A 23,021-nucleotide genomic window follows, 5' to 3' on the forward strand; every position below is an offset into this window, starting at 1 on the left:
ACTCTCCGAGCAGACCGTCGGCGGGGGAGCCGAGCGTGTCCCGCCCGAGCGCACCGTCACTGCGATCGGTACGCCGCCGGAGATGCACCGGTGGGAACGAGTCATCTGACCGGGTCGCTCCGGGTGCCCCCGTTCCTACGCTCGTCGGTACAACCGAGGAGAGAGCGGAGCGGACCATGGAGCAGCCGAACGTCGAGACGCGCAGTGCACGGCGGGTGATCGAGACCCTGACCGCCAACGGCGTGAAGTACGTCTTCGGGATCCCGGGAGCGAAGATCGATGCGGTCTTCGACGTCCTCGCCGACGAGGGGCCGGAGCTGATCGTCTGCCGGCACGAGCAGAACGCCGCCTTCATGGCCGCCGCGGTGGGACGGCTCACGGGCAGCCCGGGTGTCGTCCTCGTGACCTCCGGCCCCGGCACGACCAACCTCGCCACCGGCCTGCTCACGGCCAACACGGAGCAGGACCCGGTCGTCGCGCTCGCCGGGGCCGTGCAGCTCTCCGACCGCCTCAAGCGCACGCACCAGTCGATGGATGCGGCCGCCTTCCTCTCCACCGTGACGAAGTACACGGTCGAGTCGACGGATCCGGACGACGTCTCGGAGGCGGTCAGCAACGCCTTCCGCGCCGCCGTCACCGAGCCCCGAGGCGCCGCGGCGGTCGTCCTCTCGGCCAGCGTGATGGCCGCGCCGACCTCGCAGGTCACCACCCGGGCGGCCACGGGGCCGACGAGCGGTCCGGCGCGCGCCGAGGACCTCACCCACGCCGCCGACCTGATCAACACCGCGGAGCGGCCCGTCCTCCTCGTGGGCCTCCGCGCGTCGGAGCCGGAGACCGTCGCGGCCCTGCGGGCCCTGATCAGCGAGACGGAGCTGCCGGTGATCGAGACGTTCCAGGCGGCCGGCCTCGTCTCCCGCGAGCTCGAGGACCACTACCTGGGCCGCGTCGGCCTCTTCAAGAACCAGCCCGCCGACCTCGCCCTCGCCGAGTCCGATCTCGTCGTCGCGATCGGCTACGACGCCGTCGAGTACGACCCGGTGATCTGGAACAGCGACGTCGACCGCCGGATCGTCCACATCGACTCCGTCGACGCCCCGCTGGACAACCACTACCTGCCGGCGCTGGAGCTGAAGGGCGATCTCGCGCAGACGGTCGCGGCCCTCACGCCCCTCGTCTCCGGCCTGCAGCTCGACGAGGACGCGGCCGACCGGGTCGCCCGGCACCGGAGCGAGCTGGAGCGGATCGACGACGCGGCGCGGACGGCCGAGGCGGCTCCCGGGACCGTCGATCCCGCCCGCCTCGTGCTCCTGATGCGCGACCTGCTCTCGGACGACGCCACCGTGGCCTGCGACATCGGCTCGAACTACATCTTCATGGCCCGGCACTTCCGCGTGTACGAGCCCAAGCACCTGCTCTTCTCGAACGGGCAGCAGACCCTCGGCGTCTCCTTCCCGTGGGGCATGGCGGCGAGCCTCCTGCGCCCCGGGACCCCGGTGGTCTCCGTCTCGGGCGACGGAGGTTTCCTGTTCTCCGCGACGGAGATCGAGACGGCGACGCGGCTCGGCCTCTCGTTCACGCACGTGATCATGCGGGACGACACCTACGACATGGTCGGCTTCCAGCAGCTGCTGAAGTACGGCCGCAAATCCGGGGTCCAGCTCGGCGACTACGACATCGAGAAGTTCGCGGCGGCGTTCGGCGCCACGGGCAGGCGGGTGAGCGGCCTCGCCGAGTTCGAGGAGGCGTTCCGCGCCTCTCTCGCCGAGCCGGGCGTCTCGATCATCGACGTCGCGGTGGACTACAGCCGCAACGTCGACATCGCCGCCCACCTGGTCGAGGACGCCTTCGAATGAGCACGCACACGGTCGACTCGACCGACGACTACGCGATCTACCAGAGCTCGACCATGGCCGCGCTGCTGGCCGGGGTCTACGACGGGGACCTGACGATCCGCGAGCTGCTCACCCACGGCGACCTCGGGCTGGGCACCTTCAACCACCTGGACGGCGAGATGGTGATCGTCGACGGCGTCTGCTACCACCTGCGCAGCGACGGCTCCGTCCAGGTCGCGGACGGCGACGACCGGACGCCCTTCGCCGCCGTGCTGCCCTTCCACGCGACCACGACGTTCACGGTGGAGGAGCCGACCGGTCTCGCCGGCCTCACCCGGCTGATCGACGACGCGGTCGACGGCGGGAACATCCCCGTCGCCCTGCGGATCGACGGCCGGTTCACCGAGGTCCGAACCCGGACCGTGGGCGCGCAGACCGAGCCGTACCCGCCCCTGATCGAGGCGACCGCCCACCAGAGCGTCACCGGCATCGCCGACACCCGCGGCACGATCGCGGGCTTCCGCACTCCGCAGTTCGAGCAGGCCGTGTCGGTCCCCGGGTACCACCTGCACTACGTCGACGACGCCCGCGAGAAGGGCGGGCACGTCCTCGACGTGACCGTGGCCGAGGTGACGGTCTCGCTCACTACCGTCGCCGGACTGCACCTCGCGCTTCCGGAGACGGACCAGTTCCGCCGGGCGGACCTGGCGATGAAGGACATCGCGGCGCAGGAGGCGCGAGCGGAGGGGTGAGGCGGGCGGGACCTCCGGGGAGACGGGCCGGCCGCGACACGTCTCCCCGGAGGCCCGTCAGGGCGCGAGCTCCTCGCGGACGATCGCCGCTCCCGCGCTCAGCGCGCTGAGCTTCCCCCAGGCGAGGTCGCGGGGCAGCGGTGCCATGCCGCAGTTCGTGCTGGGGAGGAGCAGGTCCGCGTCGACGAACCGGAGGGCGCGGCGCAGGGTGTCGGCGACCTCCTCGGGCGTCTCGACGGTCCCGCTCGCCACGTCGATCGCTCCGAGCATGACCTTCTTGCCGCGGACGAGCTCGATCAGCTCCATCGGCACGTGGGAGTGGTGGCTCTCCAGCGAGACGATGTCGAGCGAGGACTGCTGGAGGAGCGGCAACGACTCCTCGTACTGCCGCCACTCCGACCCGAGGGTCGCCTTCCAGTCGGTGTTCGCCTTGATCCCGTAGCCGTAGCAGATGTGCACCGCGGTCTCGATGCGGAGTCCCTCCGCCGCCCTCTCCAGCGCGGCCACACCCCAGTCGTGCACCTCGTCGAAGAAGACGGTGAAGGCGGGCTCGTCGAACTGGACGATGTCGACTCCGGCGTCCTGGAGGGCTCGCGCCTCCTCGTTGAGGATGGTCGCGAACTCCCACGCCAGCTTCTCGCGGCTCCCGTAGTGCCGGTCGGAGAGGGTGTCGATCATCGTCATCGGGCCGGGCAGCGCCCACTTGATCGGCTGATCGGTCTGCTCGCGCAGGAACCGGGCGTCGTCGGCGAACACGGGCCTCTCGAGCCCTACGGCGCCGACGACGGTCGGCACGCTCGCGTCGTACCGGTCGCGGATGCGCACCGTCTCGCGCCGCTCGAAGTCGACGCCCGTGAGGTGCTCGATGAACGTCGTGACGAAGTGCTGCCGGGTCTGCTCCCCGTCACTGACGATGTCCAGGCCCCGGTGGTGCTGCTCGTGGACAGCGGCGCGCAGGGCGTCCTGCTTGCCCTCGGCCAGGGCGTCGCCGGTCAGCCGCCACGGGGACCACAGGGTCTCCGGCTGCGCGAGCCACGACGGCTTCGGCAGGCTGCCGGCGATCGAGGTGGGCAGGAGAGGGAGGGCCGCCGAGGCTCCGCGCGCGCTCATCGGACCGCTTCCGCGTACTCGGCGGCCCACTGCCGCAGCCGCTCCCCGTGCGGCTTCATGAGATGCTCCTCCGCGAACCGCCCCTGCTCGACCGCGAGCCGGCCGCGCTCCTCGCGGTCGTAGGAGACCGCGGGCCGCACGTAGTCCTGCTGCTCCAGGTCCGGCCGGTAGACGTCGGCGGCGGCCGAGCGCGCGCCGTAGATCTCGGGCCGGTAGATCCTCTGGAACGTCTCCATCGTGCTGATGGTGGCGATGAGCTGGAGGTCCGAGTAGTCCTCCAGCAGGTCGCCGCCGCAGTAGAACGCGAGCGGCGCCATGCTGCCGGGCGGCATGAAGAAGCGGACCCCGAGGCCCATCTCCGCGAAGTACCGGTCGGTCAGCGAGAGCTCGTCCTGCCGGTACTCGACGCCGAGGATCGGATGGAGGGTCCCGGTGCGCCGGTACGTCCTGCTCGTCGAGACGCTGATGCAGATGACGGGCGGCGTCGACGAGAGCTCCGCGTACTGCGCGGAGTCCCGGAAGTGCTGGAAGAGCGCGCCGTGCAGGACGCCGAAGTCGTCGGGGACGGTGAAGCCGGCCTGCGCGGCGTTGACCGCCGGCAGCCGCACGCTGAAGTCGTGGTCGCGGAGGTAGGAGGAGAAGTTGTTCCCCAGTGTCCCCGGCTGACATCGGCCGGTGCGGCGGTCGAGGATCCGGGTGCGCAGGACCTCCAGCAGCGGGAACTCCCGGTCCTCGCCGTCCGTGGTGAGCCGCAGCCCGACGGAGACGATGTCGAGCCCGACCGTGTAGCGGCCGCGGCTCGGATCGTCGCCCGGCACGAGATCGTTCAACCGGTCGTCGATCATCCGCAGCGCGGTCCGGAGGTTCTCCCTGCGGCGCTCGCCGCGGGCCAGATTCGCGAAGTTGGTGGTGATCCGGGAGCTCTGGGCCGGCGAGTAGTCCACGTCGAAGGGGGTGAGGGTGATGCTGAAGGCGGGTTCGTTCGTCATGATCGGCCGATCGGTAGGAGGGACTGGGGCGGGGGCACGATCAGTGCGGGTGGTCCTCGGTCAGCTTGAAGCCGAGTCGGCCGTGCGCGAAGGCGGCTCCGGCTCCGATGGCGGCCGCGACCCAGGCTGATTCGGCGAGCTCGGTCTCGGTCGCACCGGCGCGCACGGCGTTCTGGCCGTGGCCGTCGATGCAGTAGACGCACTGCTTGCTGATGCCCACGGCGTAGGCGATGAGCTCGCGGTACTTGAGCGGGATCTCGCGACCCTGCGGAGCGAAGACGGCGGTGTCGAAGGCGGTGAACGCCGCAAGGACGTCGGGGGTCTCCTTCTTGTAGGCGGCGGTGTAGCGGCGGTCGGCTGCGCGGTCGTAGTAGGCGTCGGTCATGGTCTTCCTTCGGAGGTCGGAGAGGGGGCGGAGGGGATGAGGTCACGGCCGGGCGGGGATCTCCAAGCCGAGGTTCTCCCGCAGGGTCGTGCCCTCGTACTCGGTGCGCAGCGAACCGCGCTCCTGCAGCAGCGGCACGACGCGGTCGACGAACTCGTCCAGACCACCCGGGTGCAGGTGCGATCCGAGGACGACCCCGTCGCCGCCTCCGCTCTGCACGAACTCGTCGAGACGGTCGGCGACCTGCTCAGCCGTGCCCACGTACTCCGTGCGGTCGAAGACGGTCTCGGCGAGACCGCGGAGGGTGAGGTCGCGCTCCTGAGCGAGCGCACGCCAGGCGCGCACGGTCCCCGCGCGATCACCGTGGATCAGTGCGCGGCCCTCGATCAGCGGCGGCGCCTCGAGGTCGGGCTCGAGATCGGGTACCGGCCCGTCGACGTCGAAGCCCGACAGGTCCCGGTTCCAGACCTGCTCGAAGAGCACCTGGATCGTGCGCGGTGTGAGTTGCTGATCGCGGATCCACCGCGCTCTCTCCTCCGCCTCCGCAGCGGTGCCGCCGAGGACGACGGCGGCTGACGGGAGGATCCGCACGGAGCCGGCCGGGCGACCCGCCGCCGCGACCCGGGCCGCGATGTCGCGCGCGAACTCGTGCGCCTCAGGTCCCCGGTGGTAGGGGGAGAAGATCACGTCGGCGCTCGACGCCGCGAAGTCGCGACCCTGCGGAGAGACGCCCGCCTGCACGATCACCGGGCGGCCCTGCGGGCTGCGCGGCACGGTGAAACGGCCGGAGACGTCGAACTGGCTGCTCGAGACGGCGAACGACCCCGTCGACGAGTCGGCGAGGAACTCGCCGGAGGGGGCATCGGCTCGCACGGCGTCGGAGGTCCAGGTGTCCCAGAGCGTCGTCACCGCGCGGACGGCCTCCTCGGCACGGGCGTAGCGGTCGGCGCGGTCGAGGAAGCCGCCGCGGCGGAAGTTCGCGCCCGTGAAGGCGTCGAAGGACGTGACCACGTTCCACCCCGCTCGTCCGCCTGAGAGGTGGTCGAGGGTCGCGATCTGACGGGCGAGCTCGAAGGGCTCGTTGAACGTCGCGTTGAGCGTGCCGACCAGGCCGATGTGCTCCGTGACCGCGGCCAGCGCGGCGAGGAGCGGCAGAGTGTCCGGTCGTCCGGCGATGTCATGGTCGAACGGGCGCCCCGCGCGCTCCCGCAGTGCCAGACCCTCGGCGAGGAAGAAGTAGTCGAACCGCCCGCGCTCCGCGGTCTCTGCGACGCGGCGGAACGTCGAGAAGTCGACCTGGCTGCCGGCGTCGGGGTGCTCCCACAGGGTGTGCTCGTTCACCCCGCCCACGTAGGCGGCGAGGACGATCTGCTTCGGTCGCCGCGTCATGACTGCTCCTCGGAGGCGTAGCGGTTCGGGATCGACGTGGGCAGGCCCAGGGCTGAGCGGAGGGTGCGGCCCTCCTCCGTCCCGACGAGCAGACCGCGTCGGCGCAGCTCGGGCACGAGGTCGTCGGCGATCAGCGGCAGATCGGTGGCGAGAACCGCGGGTCGGAGGCGGACGCCGTCGTAGCCGAGCCGTGAGAGCTCGGCGATGCGGTCGGCGACGGACGCGGCCGACCCGGCGGCGACGGCGGCGTCGCCGGTGAGCGGTCGGCCGAGAGCGTCGAGGCGCGAGAGTCTGGCCGCGGCGGACTCCGCCGGGGTGTCGAGGACGACGACGAGGTCGGCGAGGACCCGCAGGCGCTCGCCCGTGCGCCCCGCCCCGCGCTCCGCCTCGGCGATCTCCTGGAGGATCCTCTCGGCGTCCGCTGCGTTCTGAGGCGTCGCGAACACGACGTCGGCCGAGCGCGCGGCGAAACGGTACGGGATGTCGGCGTGTGCGAGCGCGGCGACGACGGGCTGCCCCTGCGGCGGCCGGGGAGTGATCGCGGGGCCGCGCACCGAGAACCAGCGTCCTGCGAAGTCGACGCGGTGCACCTTGTCGGCGTCGAGGAAGCGATCGGTGGCGACGTCGCGGATCTCGGCGTCGTCCTCCCAGCTGTCCCAGAGTCTCCGTGCGACCTCGACGGCGTCGGCCGCCTCCTCGAAGAGCTCGTCGACGACGGCGCGGATCGCGGGGTCCTCGAGAAGGGGCGTGCCCGGCTCCGGCGGCACGATCGCCGCGATTCGTCGTCCGACGTGCGAGGCTTCGTCGACGCGTGACGACACCCTGACCTGCCAACCGCCCCGCCCCCGGCTCAGGTGGTCGAGCGTCGCGACGGCCTTCGACACGTGGAAGGGCTCCGTGTGCGTCACGGTGACCGTGGGCACGAGACCGATGCGGCTCGTGAGGGGGGCGACGTAGGAGGCGATCAGCAGCGCGTCGAGCCGGCCGCGGACCTCGTCGGTGCGGTCGTCGGCCAGGAAGGGGTCCGCCGATTGCAGGGCGAAGGAGTCCTCGATCGTCACGAAGTCGATCCCGCCGCGCTCCGCCCGCTGCACGATGTCCGCCCAGTACGCGCCGGTGAAGAGCGCGTCGGGACGGGCGCCAGGCTCGCGCCAGGACGCGGGGTGCCAGCCGGCGCCCTCGAGGGCGACGGCGAGGCTGAGGGGTGGGGCGGCGGTCATCGTGCTCCTCGGATCAGGGTGCCGGCTCGGACGAGCTCCTCGTCGTCGAGTGCGCGGAGGCGGCGCAGCAGCGCGCGCGCGACCTTGTCGTTCTCGCGGAACGACACCGCGTTCGTGCCCGGCCGGGAGAAGGCGCCGACGAACGGCGAGTCGGTGTACGGGCCGATCGCGTACCGGCGGCCGACGCGGCCTCCCGCCGTCGAGCGCAGCAGGGTGTCGTCCTGGTGCACGCGCAGCCTCCCGGTCGACAGGAGAGTGTCGCCGACGTCGACGAGGTCCTCGACCGCCGACCCCGACGCGACGAGCGCTCGCATCAGCGCGTCGTCACTCCTCGCAACGGACGTCCGGGGGAGGCGCGCGTCGACGAGAGCGTCAGCGAGGACGACCTGATCGGTCGCCCCGCCGCTCGCGACGAAGCGGCCCTCCTCTTCGGAGGTCTCCACACGGATGCCCGGGCCGAGGAAGTCGACGACGCCCGCGTCCGAGAGTGCGAGCAGCTCCTCGAGACGGTGCGCGGGCGGCCCGCTCGCGAGGAAGCTGAACCAGCCGAGCCACCATCCGTGCAGATCCTCGATCCGCGAGCGGGGTGTCCACCTCGCGGACGCGGTGAGATCGGCGACGAGGAAGTGGCTGCGCAGAAGCGCGAGGAAGAGCGCCATCGTGGCGCTGTGCTCCTGCCGGCTGCGCAGAGCCAGGTCGTCCCGGATGTAGGCGCGCACCGCCTCCTGCAGCGCCGAGCCGTCGGCGAACCGCACATCGGCGAACGGGCGGTCGAGATCGGGGAGGAGCAGCCTGTCGAGGCTGTCCGGCACAGTGTCCGCGACGAGCGCGGTCAGGGTCCGCGCATCTCCGAGGACCCGCTCGGCGTCGGCCCCGAGTGCGGGGAGAGCGTACCCCTGTCCCGCTTCGGGTCGCGGGCCGCGGGAGCCGGCGAGGACCGAGGCGCGCGGGTCGAGCCGCGAGAACACCTCCGAGAAGTGCGTCCAGTCGGTGCTCACCCGGTCGGGGTGCCCGGTGAAGAGCTCACGGTAGTAGCCCCAGAGCATCTCCTGGGCGATCAGGGGCCAGACGTCCTCGCTGAAGTCGAGCGGGCGGTGTCGCGAGCGCAGCTCCTCCACGACGGACGCCGAGAACCAGCGGGGCTCGGGCGCGGCTCCCTGGAGCGTCGAGCCGATCTTCGAGTGGTAGGGGACCCCGCGGCGGCTGCCGATCAGGATGCGCGGCTCACGTCCCGACGGGTGGTAGCGCAGTCCGCCGGCGTCGTCCCGTTCGAAGCGGCCGCCCCGGCCCTCGGTGAGCAGCACCAGGAGATCGACCGCGACGAGGCCGAAGCCGCGCACGATCACGTCGCGTCCGGCGCGGAGGGATCCGAGGTCGGCGTCGGCCGTGAACGACGGCGGCAGGTAGGCGAGGCCGTGGCGCTCGGCGAACCCGGCCAGCCGGGTCTCGTCGACCGTCGGCAGAGCGCCGCTGTGCCCGAGCGAGAACAGGACCAGGTCCGCCTCGATCACGTCGCCGGAGTCGAGGACGACCCGCTGCGCACCGTCGTCGCGGCCGAGCACCTCGACGACACGCGCCGCGTGCTCGCGGACCTCGACGTCAGGGCGGAGAGCGGCGAGCGCCTCCCGGTGGAACCAGCGCAGATAGAGGCTCTGCAGCCGGCGGGTGGGGAAGCTGTCGGCGCGGAGCCCGTCGAGCTCGCGGCGCACGGCTTCGTCGCCCTCTGCGAGCGCGATCCGGCCGGCCCGCACCGCCTCCGCCCACTCGATCAGCGAGGGTCCGGGGCGCACCGGCCCCTCGATCGTCGCGCTCGCGTCGGTGAACATCGTCACGTCGGCTGCGAGCGAGTTGAGCTTCAGCAGCGGCGACTGCTCGTAGCGCCAGATCCGGCCGGGGCCGACGGGGTACGGGTCGACGACGTGGACGACGAGCGCGGCCGGCCCGAGGGCGTCCTCGGCGGCGTTCGCGGCGAGGCGCTCGAGGACCCCGACCGCGCGGGGACCTCCCCCGACGATCACGAGGGAGCGGGTCCCGTCCGATGGCGCTGACATGCGTCCACGATGACTCTTCCCCCGTGAGGACGCCGCTCTGTGACGACTCGTGACGATGTGAAGAAGTGTGTAGCGGCGGGTTGGAGCCGGGTGGCCGCGGACCCTAGCGTCGGCCCCCACGGCGTGCAGAACGGTGCGCCCCGACAGGCAGGAGCCTCGAGTGCCCATCGAATTCCTCGGCATCGCCGCGCTCAACGACGGCAGCGAGACACGAGCACGCAGCGGCGCGAGCTTCGACCCGGAGTACACGGTGCGTCTGGCCGCGGCTCATGAGGACAGCGGGTGGGACCGCATCCTGTTCGCCTACCACTCCGGAGCCCCCGACCCCGCCGTCGCCGCCGCTTTCATCGCGTCGCGGCTCGAGCGCATCCAGCTGCTGCTGGCGCACCGGCCCAACGTCTCCTACCCCACGGTCGCGGCGAAAGCCTTCGCGACCCTCGATCAGCTGAGTGGAGGCCGCCTGAGTGTCCACGTGATCACGGGCGGGTCGGACGCGGACCAGGCCGCGGAGGGCGACTACCTGAGCAAGGACGAGCGCTACGCGCGCACCGCCGAGTACATCAGGATCGTCAAGCAGGTCTGGACGACCCGTGAGCCGTTCGATCACGTCGGGGAGCACTACCGCTTCTCCCGGTTCGTCAGCGACGTCTGGCCGGTGCAGCAGCCTCGGCCGCAGATCTCGTTCGGAGGCTCCTCTCCCGCCGCTCTGTCCGTCGGTGCCGCCGAGAGCGACGTCTACGCGCTCTGGGGCGAGCCGCTGCGGGACACCGCCGAGCAGATCCGCAGCATCCGGGCGGCGGCGGCGGCGGCCGGCCGCGACGTCGCGCCGCGCATCCAGGTCGCCTTCCGACCCATCCTCGGGGCCACCGAGGAGCAGGCCTGGGAGAAGGCGGAGGGGATCCTCCGCCGCATCGAGGCGCGCACCCGCGAGACCGCCCCCGGAGGCCTCGCCGCGCCGGAGAACACCGGCTCGCAGCGCCTCCTCGCGATCGCCGCCGCAGGCGACCGTTTCGATCGCGCGCTCTGGACCAGGGCGGGAGTCGCCGCGGGAGCGCGCGGCAACTCGAACGCCCTCGTCGGGACACCGGAGACGGTGGCCGCCGCGCTGCTCGACTACGTCGATCTCGGGGTCGACATCATCTCGGCGCGCGGCTACGACTACGTCGACGACACCCTCGACTTCGGTCGCCATGTGATACCGCTGGTGCGCGAGGAGGTCGCTCGACGCGACGCCGCGGCCGCCCAGGCCGCCGAGGAGGCCGCTCGTGTCCTCGTCTGACACCGTCGCGGCCGACGAGTTCGTCCATGTGCGGGCCGATGACCCGCGGGCCCGGCCCCTGCTCGACGAGCTCGAGCGCGAGTACGACACCCGCTACGGCACCGCCTGGGGCGAGCCGGCATCGGCCGAGCTCGCGCGCTACCCGAGCGAGGTGTTCGCCCCGCCGGAGGGATCCTTCGTCCTGCTTCTGCGCGACGGCACCGCGATCGCCGGAGGCGCGCTGAAGAGATTCGACGACACGACCGCCGAGCTCAAGCGCATCTGGACATCCTCGGCGCACCGTCGGCAGGGACTCGCCCTGCGCGTGGTCGCAGAGCTCGAGGCGGAGGCCCGCCGGCTCGGCTACTCGACCGTCTACCTCACGACCGGGCCGCTCCAGCCGGAGGCGCAGCGGCTCTACCTCACCGCGGGCTACACACCGCTCTACGACGTGACCCAGCCTCCGGAGGTGGTCGTCCTGCACGGCTATGCGCGGACGCTCACCGATCGGCCGCTCGACGTCGCGAGGATCCGGACCGCGCACGACGACTCCTTCGCGCAGCTCACCGCGTCCCTGCCCGACGGCGGAGCACGCCTGCGCGGTCGCGTCACGGGGCGTGCCTCATGAGCGGCACGATCGCGCCGCCTCGACCGCGGGACACGTCCGGCCCCCTTCCCGGAGGCATCGACCTCGCCCGACTCGGCGAGCGGCCGGTGCTGCCGCTGCGCCACCCGGTGCGCTGGGTGGTCGCCGCACTGGTCCTCGTGCTCCTGCTGAACGCCGGACAGACCCTCTTCACGAACCCGTCGTGGGAGTGGCCGAAGGTCGGGACCTGGCTCTTCAGTCCGGCGATCCTGAAGGGGCTGCAGCTGACGCTCCTCGCCACCGCCATCAGCGCCGTGATCAGCTTCGTCGGAGGCATCGTCGTCGCCGTAGCCCGGCTCTCGGGCAATCCGGTGCTGTCGACGCTCAGCTGGGTCTACATCTGGCTGTTCCGCTCGGTGCCGCTGATCCTCGTCCTCATCTTCCTGTTCAATCTCGGCAACCTGTATCCGACCGTCGGCATCGGCATCCCTTTCGGTCCGCAGTGGTCGGTGCCGACGGTGTCGCTGCTGCCTCCGCTCGCCCTCGGCGTGATCGGCCTGAGCCTGTCCGAGATCGCCTACAGCGCCGAGGTCGTCCGTTCCGGGGTGCTCGCGGTCGATCAGGGGCAGCACGAAGCGGCGAAGGCGCTCGGGATCCCGCAGCGCCGCCAGTTCACCCGCATCGTCCTCCCGCAGGCGCTCCGCTCGATCGTGCCCGCCTACGTGAACCAGATCATCGGCCTGCTGAAGGCGAGCTCGCTGCTGTTCTACGTCTCGCTGCTCGACCTGTTCGGGGTCGCTCAGAACCTCGGCAGCACGTACCCGACGGACATCATCCCCCTGCTCGTCGTCGCGACGATCTGGTACCTGGTGCTGACCTCGGCGATCTCGGTCGTGCAGTTCTACATCGAGCGCTTCTACGCCCGTGGCGCGCACCGGGAGCTCGCGCCCACGCCCCTCCAGCGGGTGCGGCGCTCGCTCGCCGGCCTGAGGAGTGCGCGATGACCGCCGCCATCGAGATCCACAACGCGACCAAGTCCTACGGCGACCGGACCGTGCTCCGGGGAGTCGACCTGCGCGTCGAGGCGGGCACCGTCACGGTCATCCTCGGTCCGAGCGGCTCGGGCAAGTCGACCCTGCTGCGGGCGATCAACCATCTCGAGAAGCTCGACGAGGGGTTCGTCTCCGTGAACGGCGAGCTGATCGGGGTGCGGCTGCGCGGCGGTCGGCTCAAGGAGCTGCGCGAGAAGGAGATCCTGCGCCAGAGGGCGAGGATCGGCTTCGTCTTCCAGAGCTTCAACCTCTTCCCGCACCTGACGATCCTCGAGAACGTCACCGAGGCGCCGATCTCGCAGGGGCAGCCGCCCGCGGAGGCCCGCGAGCGGGCACGCGCCCTGCTCGAGCACGTCCGTCTCGCCGACAAGGCGGCGGCCTATCCGAGGCAGCTCTCCGGCGGCCAGCAGCAGCGCGTGGCCATCGCGCGTGCGCTCGCGCTCGACCCCGAGGTGATCCTCTTCGACGAGCCGACCTCGGCTCTCGATCCCGAGCTCGTCGGGGAGGTGCTGCAGGTCATCCGGTCGCTGGCCGAGAGCGGCCGCACCCTCATCGTCGTGACCCACGAGATCGGCTTCGCCCGCGAGGTCGCCGACCGGGTGGTGTTCGTCGACGACGGCCTCGTCGTCGAGCAGGGCAGCCCGAGCGAGGTCCTCGACCGCCCGCAGAATCCGCGGACCCGCGACTTCCTCGGCCGAGTCCTCGGCTGAGCCCCCGCACTCCTCCTCCTCTCCATCCGCACGACAGACACAGGAATCGAATCATGACCAGACCGCACATCACTCGTTGGACCAGAGTCGGGGCGCTTCTCGCTGCCGCCGCGCTGACGACGGGCCTCGCGGCCTGCTCCGGTGCCGCCGCCTCCGACCCGGCCTCCCCGGGAGCCGCCTCCGGCACCACCACCGTCACCGTGGGTGCCCTCTCCAACGGAGCGGCGACCGAGACGGACATCGACGTGCCGGTCGTCGACGAGATCCGCGGCACGCTGCCGCAGGAGATCCTCGACCGCGGGACCCTGACGATCGGCGTCGGCGCTCTCCCCGCAGGCTTCCCTCCGCTCGCGTTCACCGGGACCGACACCGAGACCCTCACCGGCTCGGAGCCCGATCTCGGCCGCCTCGTCGCCGCCGTCCTCGGGCTGCAGCCCGAGGTGGAGAACTCCACCTGGGACAACCTCTTCGTGGGCATCGACACCGGAGGCAGCGACGTCGGCTTCTCGAACATCACCGTCACGGAGAAGCGCAAGGAGAAGTACGACTTCGCCTCCTACCGCGCCGACACCCTCGCGTTCCAGGTCCTCGCCTCGAACGACTGGGAGTTCGACGGCGACTACGAGAACCTCGACGGACTCACCGTCGCGGTCAGCAGCGGCACCAACCAGGAGAAGATCCTGCTCGAGTGGCAGGCCCGTCTGCAGTCCGAGGGCAGGTCCCTGGAGATCACGCGACTGCCCGATGCCAACTCCGTCACTCTCGCTCTCGGCTCCGGCCGGATCGACGCCTACTTCGGGCCCAACCCGACGACGGTCTACCAGAACCGGATCTTGGAGGACGGCGCCGACCCGACCCGCAACGCCGGCACGTTCTCCGGAGCGGGCGAATCGCTCGACGGGCTGATCGCGGCGACTGTGAAGAAGGACTCCGGACTCGCCGAGCCGATCGCCCAGGCCCTCGGCTACCTCATCGGGAACGGTCAGTACCAGGACTGGCTGTCGGCCTACGGCCTGCAGGACGAGGCCGTGGACGAGGCCCTGGTGAACCCGCCCGGGCTCCCGCTCGACAACAGCTGAGCCGCCCCCGCCTCGGGCGCCCCGATCGACCAGCGGGGCGCCCTCCGCCCGCTTCCCCGAGGACTCCCATGCACCTGTTCGACTCGCTCACGCGCGAACGACTCGACCGCCCGACGAGCCGCAAGTGGAGCCTCCGCCCCGGCACCATCGGAGCCTGGGTCGCCGAGATGGACTTCGGTACGGCGCCGGCCGTTCGGAGGGCACTCCACGACGCCGTGGCCGGCGACGTGCTGGGCTATCTGTCCCCCTCGACTGCGGGCGAGCTGGGCGAGGCCGCCGCGGAGTACCTCGCTGAGCAGTACGCGTGGACGGTCGACCCCGCCCGCGTGCACTCCGTCTCGGATGTCATGGCCGCGCTCGGAGTGGCCGTCACCGAGTTCTCCCGCCCCGGCTCACCGGTGATCGTGCCTACCCCCGCTTACATGCCGTTCCTCACCTACCTGTCGGCCATCGGACGCGAGGTGATCGAGGTCCCGGGAACGATCGTCGACGGCCGCTGGGAGCACGACCTCGACGGGATCGATGAGGCCTTCGCGCAGGGAGCGGGCACCCTGGTGCTCTGCAATCCGCACAACCCGACGGGCTCGGTCCTGCCGCGGTCCGAGCTCGAAGGTCTCGCCGCTGTCGTCGAGCGCCACGGCGGGCGGGTCTTCGCCGACGAGATCCACGCGCCGCTGCGGTTCGACGGCGTCCCCCACATCCCTTACGCCTCGGTCTCGGAGGAGGCCGCCCGGCATTCCGTCACCGGAACGAGCGCCTCGAAGGCGTGGAACATCCCCGGCCTGAAGGCCGCGCAGCTGATCACCACGAACGACGCAGACGAGGACGTCTACTCGCGCTTCGGGTTCGCGGTGCAGCACGGCGCTTCGAATCTCGGCGTGATCGCCTCGACGGCCGCCTACCGGGAGGGCGGAGCGTGGCTCGACGAGGTCGTCGACTACCTCGACGGCAACCGGCGCCTCATCGCCGACTTCCTCGCCTCCGAGCTGCCCCGGATCGGGCACCGCACCCCGGAGGCGACGTATCTCGCCTGGTTCGACCTGGGTGCTCTCGGCCTCGCCGATCCCGCGCAGCACCTGCAGCGCGAGGCGGGAGTGACGCTCACCTCCGGACGCCTGTGCGGCGCCGGCTACGCCGACCACGTGCGTCTCGTCTTCGCCATGCCGCGTCCCCTCCTCCTCGAGGCGCTCGAAGCCGTGCGGGCCGCTGTGTGAACGGCGGAGCGCCTTCGCGGGGACTCGACGAGGTGGGACGGCGGAGCACCGAGGCGGGCGGCATCGCACGACAGTGGCGAGGAGCCGTCATTCAGCGCCTCCGCTCCCTCTGCACCCCCGATGAGGCCGGGCCGCCGGCGGTGGACCGGGCGGCCTCGCGTGTCGAGGCGGTGCAGCTCGCCCACGAGATCGAGCACGGATCCTTCCGCCCGGTGCCCGGCCGGTCGCAGGATCCGGAGTGAGACGGGGCGGACCCCCCCCTACGTCCCGAAGAGGTTGGCGCGGGTCCCGCCGGGAGCGAGCTCGTCGCGGAGGATCCCGCGGCGGCGCAGGACGGGGACGAGGTCGTCGAGCATCCGGTGCAGGGTGACCGGGTGCAGGTCCCCGGAGAGGAGGAGCCCGTCGCTGCCGCCGTCGTCGCCGAGCTCCTCGACGAAGTCGGCGAACTCCTCCGCGGTGCCGACGAAGCCGGCGCGCTCGGCGACGCGGCCCTTGCGCGCCTTCCTGGTGAGCAGCTCCCGCAGCGGAGCGTCCTCCGTGCCGCCGTACAGGCCGGCGATGGTGCCGTGCGAGACGTGCTCGCCGAACACCGACCGCGGGACGGGGAGGTCCAGGTTCAGCCCGGTGAGGTCGGTCTCCAGGTCGCTCGACCAGCCGAGCGCGATCCGCCGCAGCGCGTCCTCGTCGGGGTGGCGCGACGCCTCGACGACGCGCGCGGCCTCCTCCGGGCTCGACACGATCTCGGGCTTCACGACGAAGAGCACGCGCAGGTCATCCGCCGTCCGCCCGTGCTGCTCGGCCGCGGCGAGCACGCGCGTCCGGTAGTCGCGCACCGCCCGGGCCTCCAGCGGTGCGAGAGCGAGCTGCACGTCCGACTGCGTGCCGGCGAAGGCCAGCCCGCGGGGCGAGCCGCCGGGGGAGACCACGATCGGGTCGCCGTTCTCGAAGGGGACGGCGTTGAGGGGGCCGTCCACGCGGAAGTGCTCCCCGCGGTGCCGGAACGCGTCGATCCGGGTGCCGTCGGCGTAGCGGCCCGACCCGGGGTCGGCGACCAGCGCGCCCTCGCCCCAGCTGTGCCAGAGCCGGCGGACGACCGCCATCCACTCGTCGGCCCGGTCGTAGGCCGCGTCGTGCGACAGCGGCTCCAGCCCCACGTGGCGGGCGCTGCCGACGTCGGTGACCAGGTTGATCCCGAAGCGGTCGGAGCTGAGGTGCTGAAGGGTCGCCGCCTGCCGGGCGGCGAGGTACGGGGGCGTGATGCCGGCGTTGATCGTCGGTGCCAGCCCGATCCGCTCGGTCGCTGCGAACAGGTACGGCGCCAGGAGGAGCGGATCGTGCTTCGGCCCGCCGTACGCTCCCCGCACCCGCAGGTCGAGCGTCTCCGGGGAGCCGAGCGAGACGGCGTCCTCCATCACGATCAGCTCGAAGCCGGCCTGCTCCAGCTCGCGGGCCGACTGCTGGTAGAGGCCGGGCTTCGTCCAGTCGTGGTTCCACTCCCGGTAGGGGTGCCCCCATCCCTGCGGTCCGAAGCCCCGGGAGAAGAACCAGCCGAAGTGCTGACGGCGCGCCACGCTCACACCTCCGCGAGCGCGGGGAGGGCGCGTTCGCGCACCGCGGTGAGCCCGCGCTCGAGGTCGCGGAGGAGGTCGTCGACGTCCTCGATCCCGATCGACAGCCGGAGGAGCCCGGGGTGGATCCCGGCGGCGGCGCGCTCGGCGGGGGTGCGTCCGGCGTGGGTGGTCGACGCGGGATGCAGCACCAGCGAGCGCACGTCGCCGAGGTGGGTCATGTGGCTGAACAGCTCGACGGCGTCGATGAAGGCGGCCGCGCCCGCCTCGCCTCCGGCCACGGTGAAGGAGAAGACGGAGCCCTGCCCGCGGGGGAGCAGCCGCTGCGCGAGGGCGAACGACGGGCTCGACTCCAGGCCGGAGTAGTCGACCGACACGACCTCGGGCCGCCCCTCGAGGAAGCGGGCGACGGCGAGGGCGTTCGCGGAGTGCCGCTCGACCCGCAGCGACAGCGTCTCGACGCCCTGCCGCAGCAGGAAGGAGTTCAGCGGTGACGGCGTCGGTCCGAGGCGGGAGACCACGATGTCCCGCGTGTACGAGACGAAGGCGCGCCGGCCGTGCTGCTCGGTCCAGCTGCGGCCGCCGAACGACCGCTCCTCCTGGTTGAGGTGCGGGAAGAGCGCGGGGCGCGCCGCCCAGTCGAACGTGCCGGCGTCGACGATCACGCCGCCGAGGGCGGAGCCGTGCCCGGCGAGGAACTTGCTGGTCGAGTGCACGACCACGTCGGCCCCGTGCTCGATCGGGCGGAGGAGGTACGGGGTCGCGAGCGTGTTGTCGACCACGAACGGCAGCCCGTGCCGATGCGCGATCGCGGCCAGCGCCGGGAGGTCCAGCAGATCGTTCTTCGGGTTCGGGATCGGCTCGCCGAAGAGGACCCGGGTGTCGGGCCCGATCCGCCGTTCCCACTCGCCGAGGTCCGACGCGTCGTCGACGAAGTCCACGCCGATCCCGAGCCGACCGAAGTTCTGCACCAGCAGTCCGCGGTTGCCCTCGTACAAGCGGCGCGACGAGAGCACCCGGTCGCCGGCCTGCAGCATCCCCAGGAGAGCGGAGGCGGTCGCCGCCTGGCCGCTCGCCACCAGGATCGCCTCGGCGCCGCCTTCGAGATCGGCGAGCCGACGCTCGACCTCCTCGGTGGTCGGGTTCCCGTTGCGGGTGTAGAGGTAGCCCTCGTCCTCGCCGGCGAACCGCTCGCGGGCGTGCTCGAAGCTGTCGAACACGAAGCCGGCGCTGAGGTGCACGGGCGTGACGCGCGCTCCGTGGGCGCCGTCGGGCGCGGCACCGGCGTGCACCTGGCGCGTGGTGAAGCCGGCCGCCGCGGAGGCACGGTCTTCGGGCGCCGGGGTCGAGGTCGCGGCGCTCGCCGCAGTGGTCGCTGTGGTCGCCGCAGCGGTGGTCGCGGTGGTCGCCGGTGCAGTGATCGTCACGGTTTGCTCCTGTCCAGACGCCCTGAAGGCGGATGCCGGGAGCCTGTCAGGCCGAGGGGAGTGCGCGCCGGATCGTGACGGAGTGTGACTGCGCGGGCGCGCCGTCGCGGGTCGTGGACGTCGACCGCTCGGAGTCCGCGGGTCGTGACTCAGCTGTGCGTCGTGTTCGCCCGGATCTCCTCGACGGACAGCTCCGGCGCACCGCCCGCCGCGGCCGCCGGGTCCATCCAGACGAAGTCCCAGTGGTGGCCGTCGAGGTCGTCGAAGCTCTTCGAGTACATGAACCCGTGGTCCTGCTCGCCGGCCGGAGTCGCGCCCGCGGCGAGGGCCTTCCCGTGGAGGGTGTCGACCTCCTCCCTGCTGTCGGCGCTGAGGGCGAGCTGCACCTCGGTCGAGGTGGTGGCGTCGATGATCGGCTTGCTGGTGAACTCGGCGAAGAACTCCCTCGTGAGCAGCATCGCGGTGATGGTGTCGCTGATCACCACGCTGACGGCGTTCTCGTCGCTGAAGCCCTCGTTGATCGAGTAGCCGAGCGACTCGTAGAAGGCCCTCGCCCGGGCGAGATCGGCGACGGCCAGGTTGACGAAGAGCATGGTGGGCATCGGTGCACCGTTCCTGTCGGGACGCCGGTGGCGCGCCGCCGCCGGTCGTGACTGCATGATGATGACCGGCCGGCGGCGGTGTCAAGGAAGCGCTGCCGAGTAGGCGGTGGATGCCCGGCGCGGGGCGTCCGGAGGAGGACTCGGCGCACGGATGCCGCGGATCTGCTGGACTGGCCTCGAGCACAGCAGCACGAGCAGGAGGGAGCGGACGTGATCCGGATCCTCGTCGCCACCGTCCTCGCGGCCGCCCTCCTCGCGGCCGGCTGGACCGCGATCGGACCCTCGCATCCGGTCTTCGCCGCGGTCGCGCAGATGGTCCTCACCAGCTGGGCGGCACTGACCTTCGGCGGGCGCACGCGTCCGCTCGAGCAGTCCTGGTTCGACGTGGGTCGCCGCGAGCCGGCGCTGCTGCGAGCGCTCGGGGTCGGCGTCTTCGGTCGGCTGCTCGACGTCGTCGGGTGGAACCGCCTCGTCACCCGCGAGCGCGGCTTCGACGGCACGCGCGCGGGGCTGGCCGCTCTCGATCAGCACACCCGCCGCTCCGAGGCGGTGCACGTCGCGTGCACGGCCGTCGGAGTCGCGCTCGCCCTCGCCGCGACAGTCACGGGTGCGACGGGCGGCGCGGCCTGGCTGCTCGGGTCGACGATCGCCGTTCAGCTCTACCCCGCGCTGCTGCAGCGGCTGGTGCGGGCGCGCATCCAGCGCGCGGGGCGGGCGGCGCGCGGTGCGCTTCACGTCGCGGACTCGGGAGACAGCGCCTCCGGCGGCGGACCGACCACGGCTCTGGAAGGGCGGTGATCACGGGGTCACCGACGCGCCGCGATCGTCACCGGGATCGGCCAGGGGATGGCGGCGCGCGAGGACATCGCGAGCCACGTCGGGCGGATCGCGCCGGTCGTGCTCCGCCGCCGTCAGCAGGAGAGCGAGGGCCGTGTCGGCGGGGACCCGCTGCGCTGCGCTGATGAAGCCGACGGCCTGCAGCACGGCGATCGTCCCCGGCGTGAGCGGGGCGCGGGACGCCGCCCAGCGACGGACCTCGGCGTCGTCCGTGTCCCCGGTCAGAGCGTCGGCCAGGGGGCGTGGAGGGAGGGCATGGGCGGGCCGGTCAGTGCCCGAAGCCGTGCTCGAGCTCGACGTCGAAGGTGACGTCGTCCTCGCTCGGCTGCACGGGGAACACTCCCGTGAGCGTCCTGGTGCGTTCGCGGATGCGGGCGACCTCGGCCGTGTTGTCCGGCTCCGGGAGATCGGAGGGAGTGGTCTCGGCGACCAGAGCGGCGCCGGCGTTGAGCAGGAACACCGACTGCACGGTGCCGCCGTCGCCGCCGATGCCGGTGTACTCCACGCGGTCCGCCGTGCTGCTCGCGGCGAGGGCGACGCCGTACTCGATCAGAGCGTCCGCCGCGTCGTCTCCGACCAGCATCGTCTTGTTCGCGAAGAGGAGATGCTTCATGCCCCCAGCGTGCGCAGCGCCGAGGCCGACGGGGGAGAGACTTGACAGCTCCTGGGGCGGTCGACAGACGCGACCGCGCCACCCGGTGACGCCCGGTCGCGCCCGGTCGTCCTCGGCGTCGCCGAGACGGCACCCGTGGCGTCGGCCGTCCTCTGAGCAGGTCCGCGTCACAGGGACGTGGATCGACGGACCCGTGCTGATGTCGGCCGCCGAGACACCCGGCCGAGAGCAGGGCGACGTGACAGGCGGTGTCAGCGGACCATTCGCCGACGCCCGCGCCGCTTCTCCCCTCTGAGGATCAGGGCGGCGAGGAACGCGGCGAGGACTGCGCCGATGGTGTTCATGAACCAGTCGTTCGTGTCGCAGGAGCGGCCGATCGCCGGAACGCCCGCCTGGACCAGCTCGATCAGGGCGGACAGGCCGGAGACGGCGGCGGCGACGAGCAGGGGCCGGCCGACCGCGACCGCGAGCAGCAGGGCCCCGGGGAGCAGGAGCGCGATGTTCGCGAGGGTGTCGATGCCGTCGAACGGCACCGAGAACTGCACGGTGCAGAAGACCCGCGGCGTCCCGTCGGGCGGATACACGGTCAGCGCGATCCCCACGACGAAGGCGAGCGCGGCGAGGACGAGAAGAGACCTTTCCGCGCCGCGCCGGTGCAGCAGCCAGGCGATCGCCGTGACCACCGCGACCGCGATCCAGAAGGCGATCGGGACGAGCGCGGCGTGGTCGACGAGGAACGTGCTGATCACGGTGCTCCGCTTCGAGGTGTCGGGGTGGCGGGAGAGGAAGAGGTCTTCCGTTGACGGACGGCCCGCTCACTCCAGGTCGGCCTGTGCCGACGGCCGGCAGGCCTTCGGCGCGAGTCAGCTCCGGAGGGGAGAGCCTGCTGCGTCGAAGCGGTAGCCGCCGAAGGCGCCGCTGAGCAGCGGGCGCGCCGTCGCGATCGCGGCCTGGACCCGGGGGAGGGCGAGGGAGGCCCGATGCGCCTCGGCGCTCTCCCACAGCTCGACGACGAAGACGGTGTCGGGCTGCTCGTCGTCGACCCCGACCTCGTAGAGTAGGCAGCCGGCGTCGACGAGGTCGTCGTTGTGCTCGGTGAGGACGGCGACGAGCTCGTCGCGTCTGCCGGGGACGGCCCCGAGGGTGCCGACGTTCACGAAGGTCATGCCGCGAGGGTACCGCCGAGGACACCGGCGGCGGGTGGCCGTCTCGCCGGTCGGAGTGCGGTCGGGACGTCACGCTGGACGGAGTCGCCGTGCTCCCGCCTGCGAACCGCAGACCGGTCGCGCTCGGCCCGACGCCACGCCCGCTCGGGAGGATCGCGTCGCGAGAGAGAGGATCCCCGGTGGTCTCCGCGATCCCCGTCGGGTCCCACCGGCCAGGCATGGGCGTGCTCGGACCGACGGAGTGCGCCCGATCAGCCGGCGGGCCTGCTGAACAGATTGACGACGTTCCCGTCCGGGTCGCGGACGAGGGTGGAGCGGTTGCCCCACGACATGGTGCTCGGCGGGAGCACCACGTCCTCGCTCCGGGGTGCGAGCTCGGCGAAGGCGCGGTCGACGTCGGCCACCTCGAACTCGAGCAGGACAGAGCGGTTCGACGCGGGGACGACGGCGCCGTCGAGCATCGCGACCGTCGAGGTGCGGGCGATCGCGAGGGTCGCACCCGCTCCCGTGAACTGCGCGAAGATCGGCGCCGGGCGCTCGGCCGGTCGGCCGACGACCTGCTCGTAGAAGGCGACGAGGCCGTCGAGGTCGTCGGTGACGATGCGGAGGGAGGTGAACGACATGGGGCTCCTTCAGGGCCGGGATGAGGTGATGGCACCAGGCTCGCCGGTCGTCGCGACACCGTCCTGTCGGTGTTTCCGAAGATCGTCCGCGACTCCGCGAGGTCCGCGGCGGCCGTCCCCGGAGCGGGTCAGTCGTCGACGACGGACCGCAGCCGTCCGTACTGGAGCGCGAGGTCCTCGGCTCGCAGGGTGCGCTGCGGAGGCCGCTCGTCGGTCACCTCGACCGACAGCATCCGGTCGCCGCGGAACGCCCGGACCCCCTCCCGCAGCCGGCACCACGCGATCAGGTACCAGTGCTCCTCCTTCCCGATCGAGCCGAGCGGTTCGACGTCGCGGACCGACTCCGCGCCGCTGCTGTCGCGGTAGCGCAGCCGGACGACACGATCCGCTCGGAGGGCCGTCGCGAACTCCGCCGGGACGACCGCCTCCTCCTCGCTCTCGAGGAAGTGCACCCGGGACGCGACCGCGCCGGCGCGGGCGGCCACGTCGTCCGGCAGGACCGCGAGCGTCTTCCGGGCGGCGGTCCTGGCTGCCTGCCGGAACGGACTGCGCTGCAGC

The 23,021-nt window shown here is 72.1% G+C and carries 24 protein-coding genes; 9 read left to right on the plus strand and 15 right to left on the minus strand.

Going from position 1 to position 23,021, the window contains the following annotated elements:
* The first annotated feature begins 176 nt into the window (after positions 1–176).
* Together alsS and budA are read left to right on the plus strand one after the other, a co-directional pair.
* Positions 177–1,853 carry an acetolactate synthase AlsS gene (gene alsS / locus C5C82_RS10760; protein ID WP_104355057.1) on the plus strand — a complete coding sequence of 559 codons (1,677 nt, stop codon included), beginning with the start codon at positions 177–179 and terminating at the stop codon, positions 1,851–1,853.
* Positions 1,850–2,584: an acetolactate decarboxylase gene (gene budA / locus C5C82_RS10765; RefSeq protein WP_104223295.1), complete on the plus strand. Its 735-nt coding sequence runs from the start codon at positions 1,850–1,852 to the stop codon at positions 2,582–2,584. The genes alsS and budA overlap by 4 nt, the downstream gene beginning before the upstream one ends.
* A 57-nt stretch (positions 2,585–2,641) precedes the next feature.
* Here budA and C5C82_RS10770 read toward each other — a convergent pair whose 3' ends face one another.
* From C5C82_RS10770 to C5C82_RS10795, 6 genes are read right to left on the minus strand one after another with little or no spacing between them, the layout of a single operon-like run.
* On the minus strand, positions 2,642–3,694 hold the full coding sequence (locus C5C82_RS10770) for a methionine synthase (protein WP_104262243.1): 1,053 nt from the start codon (positions 3,692–3,694) through the stop codon (positions 2,642–2,644).
* Positions 3,691–4,683, minus strand: coding sequence for a putative oxygenase MesX (locus tag C5C82_RS10775; RefSeq protein ID WP_104355058.1), 993 nt, complete (start codon positions 4,681–4,683; stop codon positions 3,691–3,693). Before C5C82_RS10775 ends, C5C82_RS10770 begins: the two co-directional genes overlap by 4 nt.
* Positions 4,684–4,723: 40 nt before the next feature.
* Positions 4,724–5,068, minus strand: coding sequence for a carboxymuconolactone decarboxylase family protein (locus C5C82_RS10780; protein WP_104223293.1), 345 nt, complete (start codon positions 5,066–5,068; stop codon positions 4,724–4,726).
* Between the two features lie 42 nt (positions 5,069–5,110).
* Complete coding sequence (locus C5C82_RS10785; RefSeq protein ID WP_104223292.1) at positions 5,111–6,457, minus strand: NtaA/DmoA family FMN-dependent monooxygenase; 1,347 nt, start codon at positions 6,455–6,457, stop codon at positions 5,111–5,113.
* Entirely contained in the window at positions 6,454–7,677 is a 1,224-nt protein-coding gene (locus C5C82_RS10790) for an LLM class flavin-dependent oxidoreductase (protein ID WP_104226542.1), read from the minus strand. Before C5C82_RS10790 ends, C5C82_RS10785 begins: the two co-directional genes overlap by 4 nt.
* Positions 7,674–9,728, minus strand: coding sequence for an FAD/NAD(P)-binding domain-containing protein (locus C5C82_RS10795; RefSeq protein WP_104257615.1), 2,055 nt, complete (start codon positions 9,726–9,728; stop codon positions 7,674–7,676). The genes C5C82_RS10790 and C5C82_RS10795 overlap by 4 nt, the downstream gene beginning before the upstream one ends.
* A 160-nt stretch (positions 9,729–9,888) precedes the next feature.
* Here C5C82_RS10795 and C5C82_RS10800 point away from each other — a divergent pair, with 160 nt between their 5' ends.
* From C5C82_RS10800 to C5C82_RS10825, 6 genes are all read left to right on the plus strand, one after another.
* Positions 9,889–11,007, plus strand: coding sequence for an LLM class flavin-dependent oxidoreductase (locus C5C82_RS10800; protein WP_104355059.1), 1,119 nt, complete (start codon positions 9,889–9,891; stop codon positions 11,005–11,007).
* Entirely contained in the window at positions 10,994–11,614 is a 621-nt protein-coding gene (locus C5C82_RS10805) for a GNAT family N-acetyltransferase (RefSeq protein ID WP_219812350.1), read from the plus strand. Before C5C82_RS10800 ends, C5C82_RS10805 begins: the two co-directional genes overlap by 14 nt.
* Positions 11,611–12,576 (plus strand): amino acid ABC transporter permease, encoded by a 966-nt coding sequence (locus tag C5C82_RS10810; protein WP_104233982.1) that lies wholly within the window; start codon positions 11,611–11,613, stop codon positions 12,574–12,576. Before C5C82_RS10805 ends, C5C82_RS10810 begins: the two co-directional genes overlap by 4 nt.
* The gene (locus tag C5C82_RS10815) at positions 12,573–13,334 is read left to right on the plus strand and encodes an amino acid ABC transporter ATP-binding protein (RefSeq protein ID WP_104223287.1); all 762 of its coding nucleotides are present in this window, start codon (positions 12,573–12,575) and stop codon (positions 13,332–13,334) included. Before C5C82_RS10810 ends, C5C82_RS10815 begins: the two co-directional genes overlap by 4 nt.
* A gap of 53 nt (positions 13,335–13,387) precedes the next feature.
* Positions 13,388–14,413, plus strand: a complete 1,026-nt coding sequence (locus C5C82_RS10820) for a transporter substrate-binding domain-containing protein (protein ID WP_104257613.1) — start codon at positions 13,388–13,390, stop codon at positions 14,411–14,413.
* Positions 14,414–14,481: 68 nt separating this feature from the next.
* Positions 14,482–15,627, plus strand: a complete 1,146-nt coding sequence (locus C5C82_RS10825; protein ID WP_104291811.1) for a MalY/PatB family protein — start codon at positions 14,482–14,484, stop codon at positions 15,625–15,627.
* A 260-nt stretch (positions 15,628–15,887) separates the two neighbouring features.
* Here C5C82_RS10825 and C5C82_RS10830 read toward each other — a convergent pair whose 3' ends face one another.
* The 3 genes from C5C82_RS10830 to C5C82_RS10845 form a co-directional block, all read right to left on the minus strand.
* On the minus strand, positions 15,888–17,198 hold the full coding sequence (locus C5C82_RS10830) for an LLM class flavin-dependent oxidoreductase (protein ID WP_104291810.1): 1,311 nt from the start codon (positions 17,196–17,198) through the stop codon (positions 15,888–15,890).
* Between the two features lie 2 nt (positions 17,199–17,200).
* Positions 17,201–18,487 (minus strand): O-acetylhomoserine aminocarboxypropyltransferase/cysteine synthase family protein, encoded by a 1,287-nt coding sequence (locus C5C82_RS10835; protein WP_104291849.1) that lies wholly within the window; start codon positions 18,485–18,487, stop codon positions 17,201–17,203.
* 284 nt (positions 18,488–18,771) lie between these two features.
* Positions 18,772–19,224 carry a VOC family protein gene (locus tag C5C82_RS10845; protein WP_104250854.1) on the minus strand — a complete coding sequence of 151 codons (453 nt, stop codon included), beginning with the start codon at positions 19,222–19,224 and terminating at the stop codon, positions 18,772–18,774.
* 210 nt (positions 19,225–19,434) lie between these two features.
* Here C5C82_RS10845 and C5C82_RS10850 point away from each other — a divergent pair, with 210 nt between their 5' ends.
* Positions 19,435–20,022, plus strand: a complete 588-nt coding sequence (locus tag C5C82_RS10850) for a hypothetical protein (RefSeq protein WP_104291809.1) — start codon at positions 19,435–19,437, stop codon at positions 20,020–20,022.
* Here the strand turns inward: C5C82_RS10850 and C5C82_RS10855 are convergent, their stop codons facing one another.
* From C5C82_RS10855 to C5C82_RS10880, 6 genes are all read right to left on the minus strand, one after another.
* On the minus strand, positions 20,023–20,208 hold the full coding sequence (locus C5C82_RS10855) for a hypothetical protein (protein WP_104247105.1): 186 nt from the start codon (positions 20,206–20,208) through the stop codon (positions 20,023–20,025).
* Positions 20,209–20,329: 121 nt separating this feature from the next.
* The gene (locus C5C82_RS10860) at positions 20,330–20,674 is read right to left on the minus strand and encodes a hypothetical protein (RefSeq protein ID WP_104291808.1); all 345 of its coding nucleotides are present in this window, start codon (positions 20,672–20,674) and stop codon (positions 20,330–20,332) included.
* Positions 20,675–20,925: 251 nt separating this feature from the next.
* Positions 20,926–21,423: a VanZ family protein gene (locus tag C5C82_RS10865; RefSeq protein ID WP_104291807.1), complete on the minus strand. Its 498-nt coding sequence runs from the start codon at positions 21,421–21,423 to the stop codon at positions 20,926–20,928.
* A 114-nt stretch (positions 21,424–21,537) separates the two neighbouring features.
* Entirely contained in the window at positions 21,538–21,840 is a 303-nt protein-coding gene (locus C5C82_RS10870) for a putative quinol monooxygenase (protein ID WP_104226533.1), read from the minus strand.
* 251 nt (positions 21,841–22,091) lie between these two features.
* Positions 22,092–22,463, minus strand: coding sequence for a VOC family protein (locus C5C82_RS10875; protein ID WP_104355060.1), 372 nt, complete (start codon positions 22,461–22,463; stop codon positions 22,092–22,094).
* A 128-nt stretch (positions 22,464–22,591) separates the two neighbouring features.
* Positions 22,592–23,021 (minus strand): YafY family protein (locus C5C82_RS10880; protein WP_146085981.1); only part of this gene is annotated, 430 nt, incomplete at its 5' end.

It is taken from the genome of Rathayibacter sp. AY1D5 (assembly GCF_002932515.1).
Lineage (GTDB): Bacteria > Actinomycetota > Actinomycetes > Actinomycetales > Microbacteriaceae > Rathayibacter.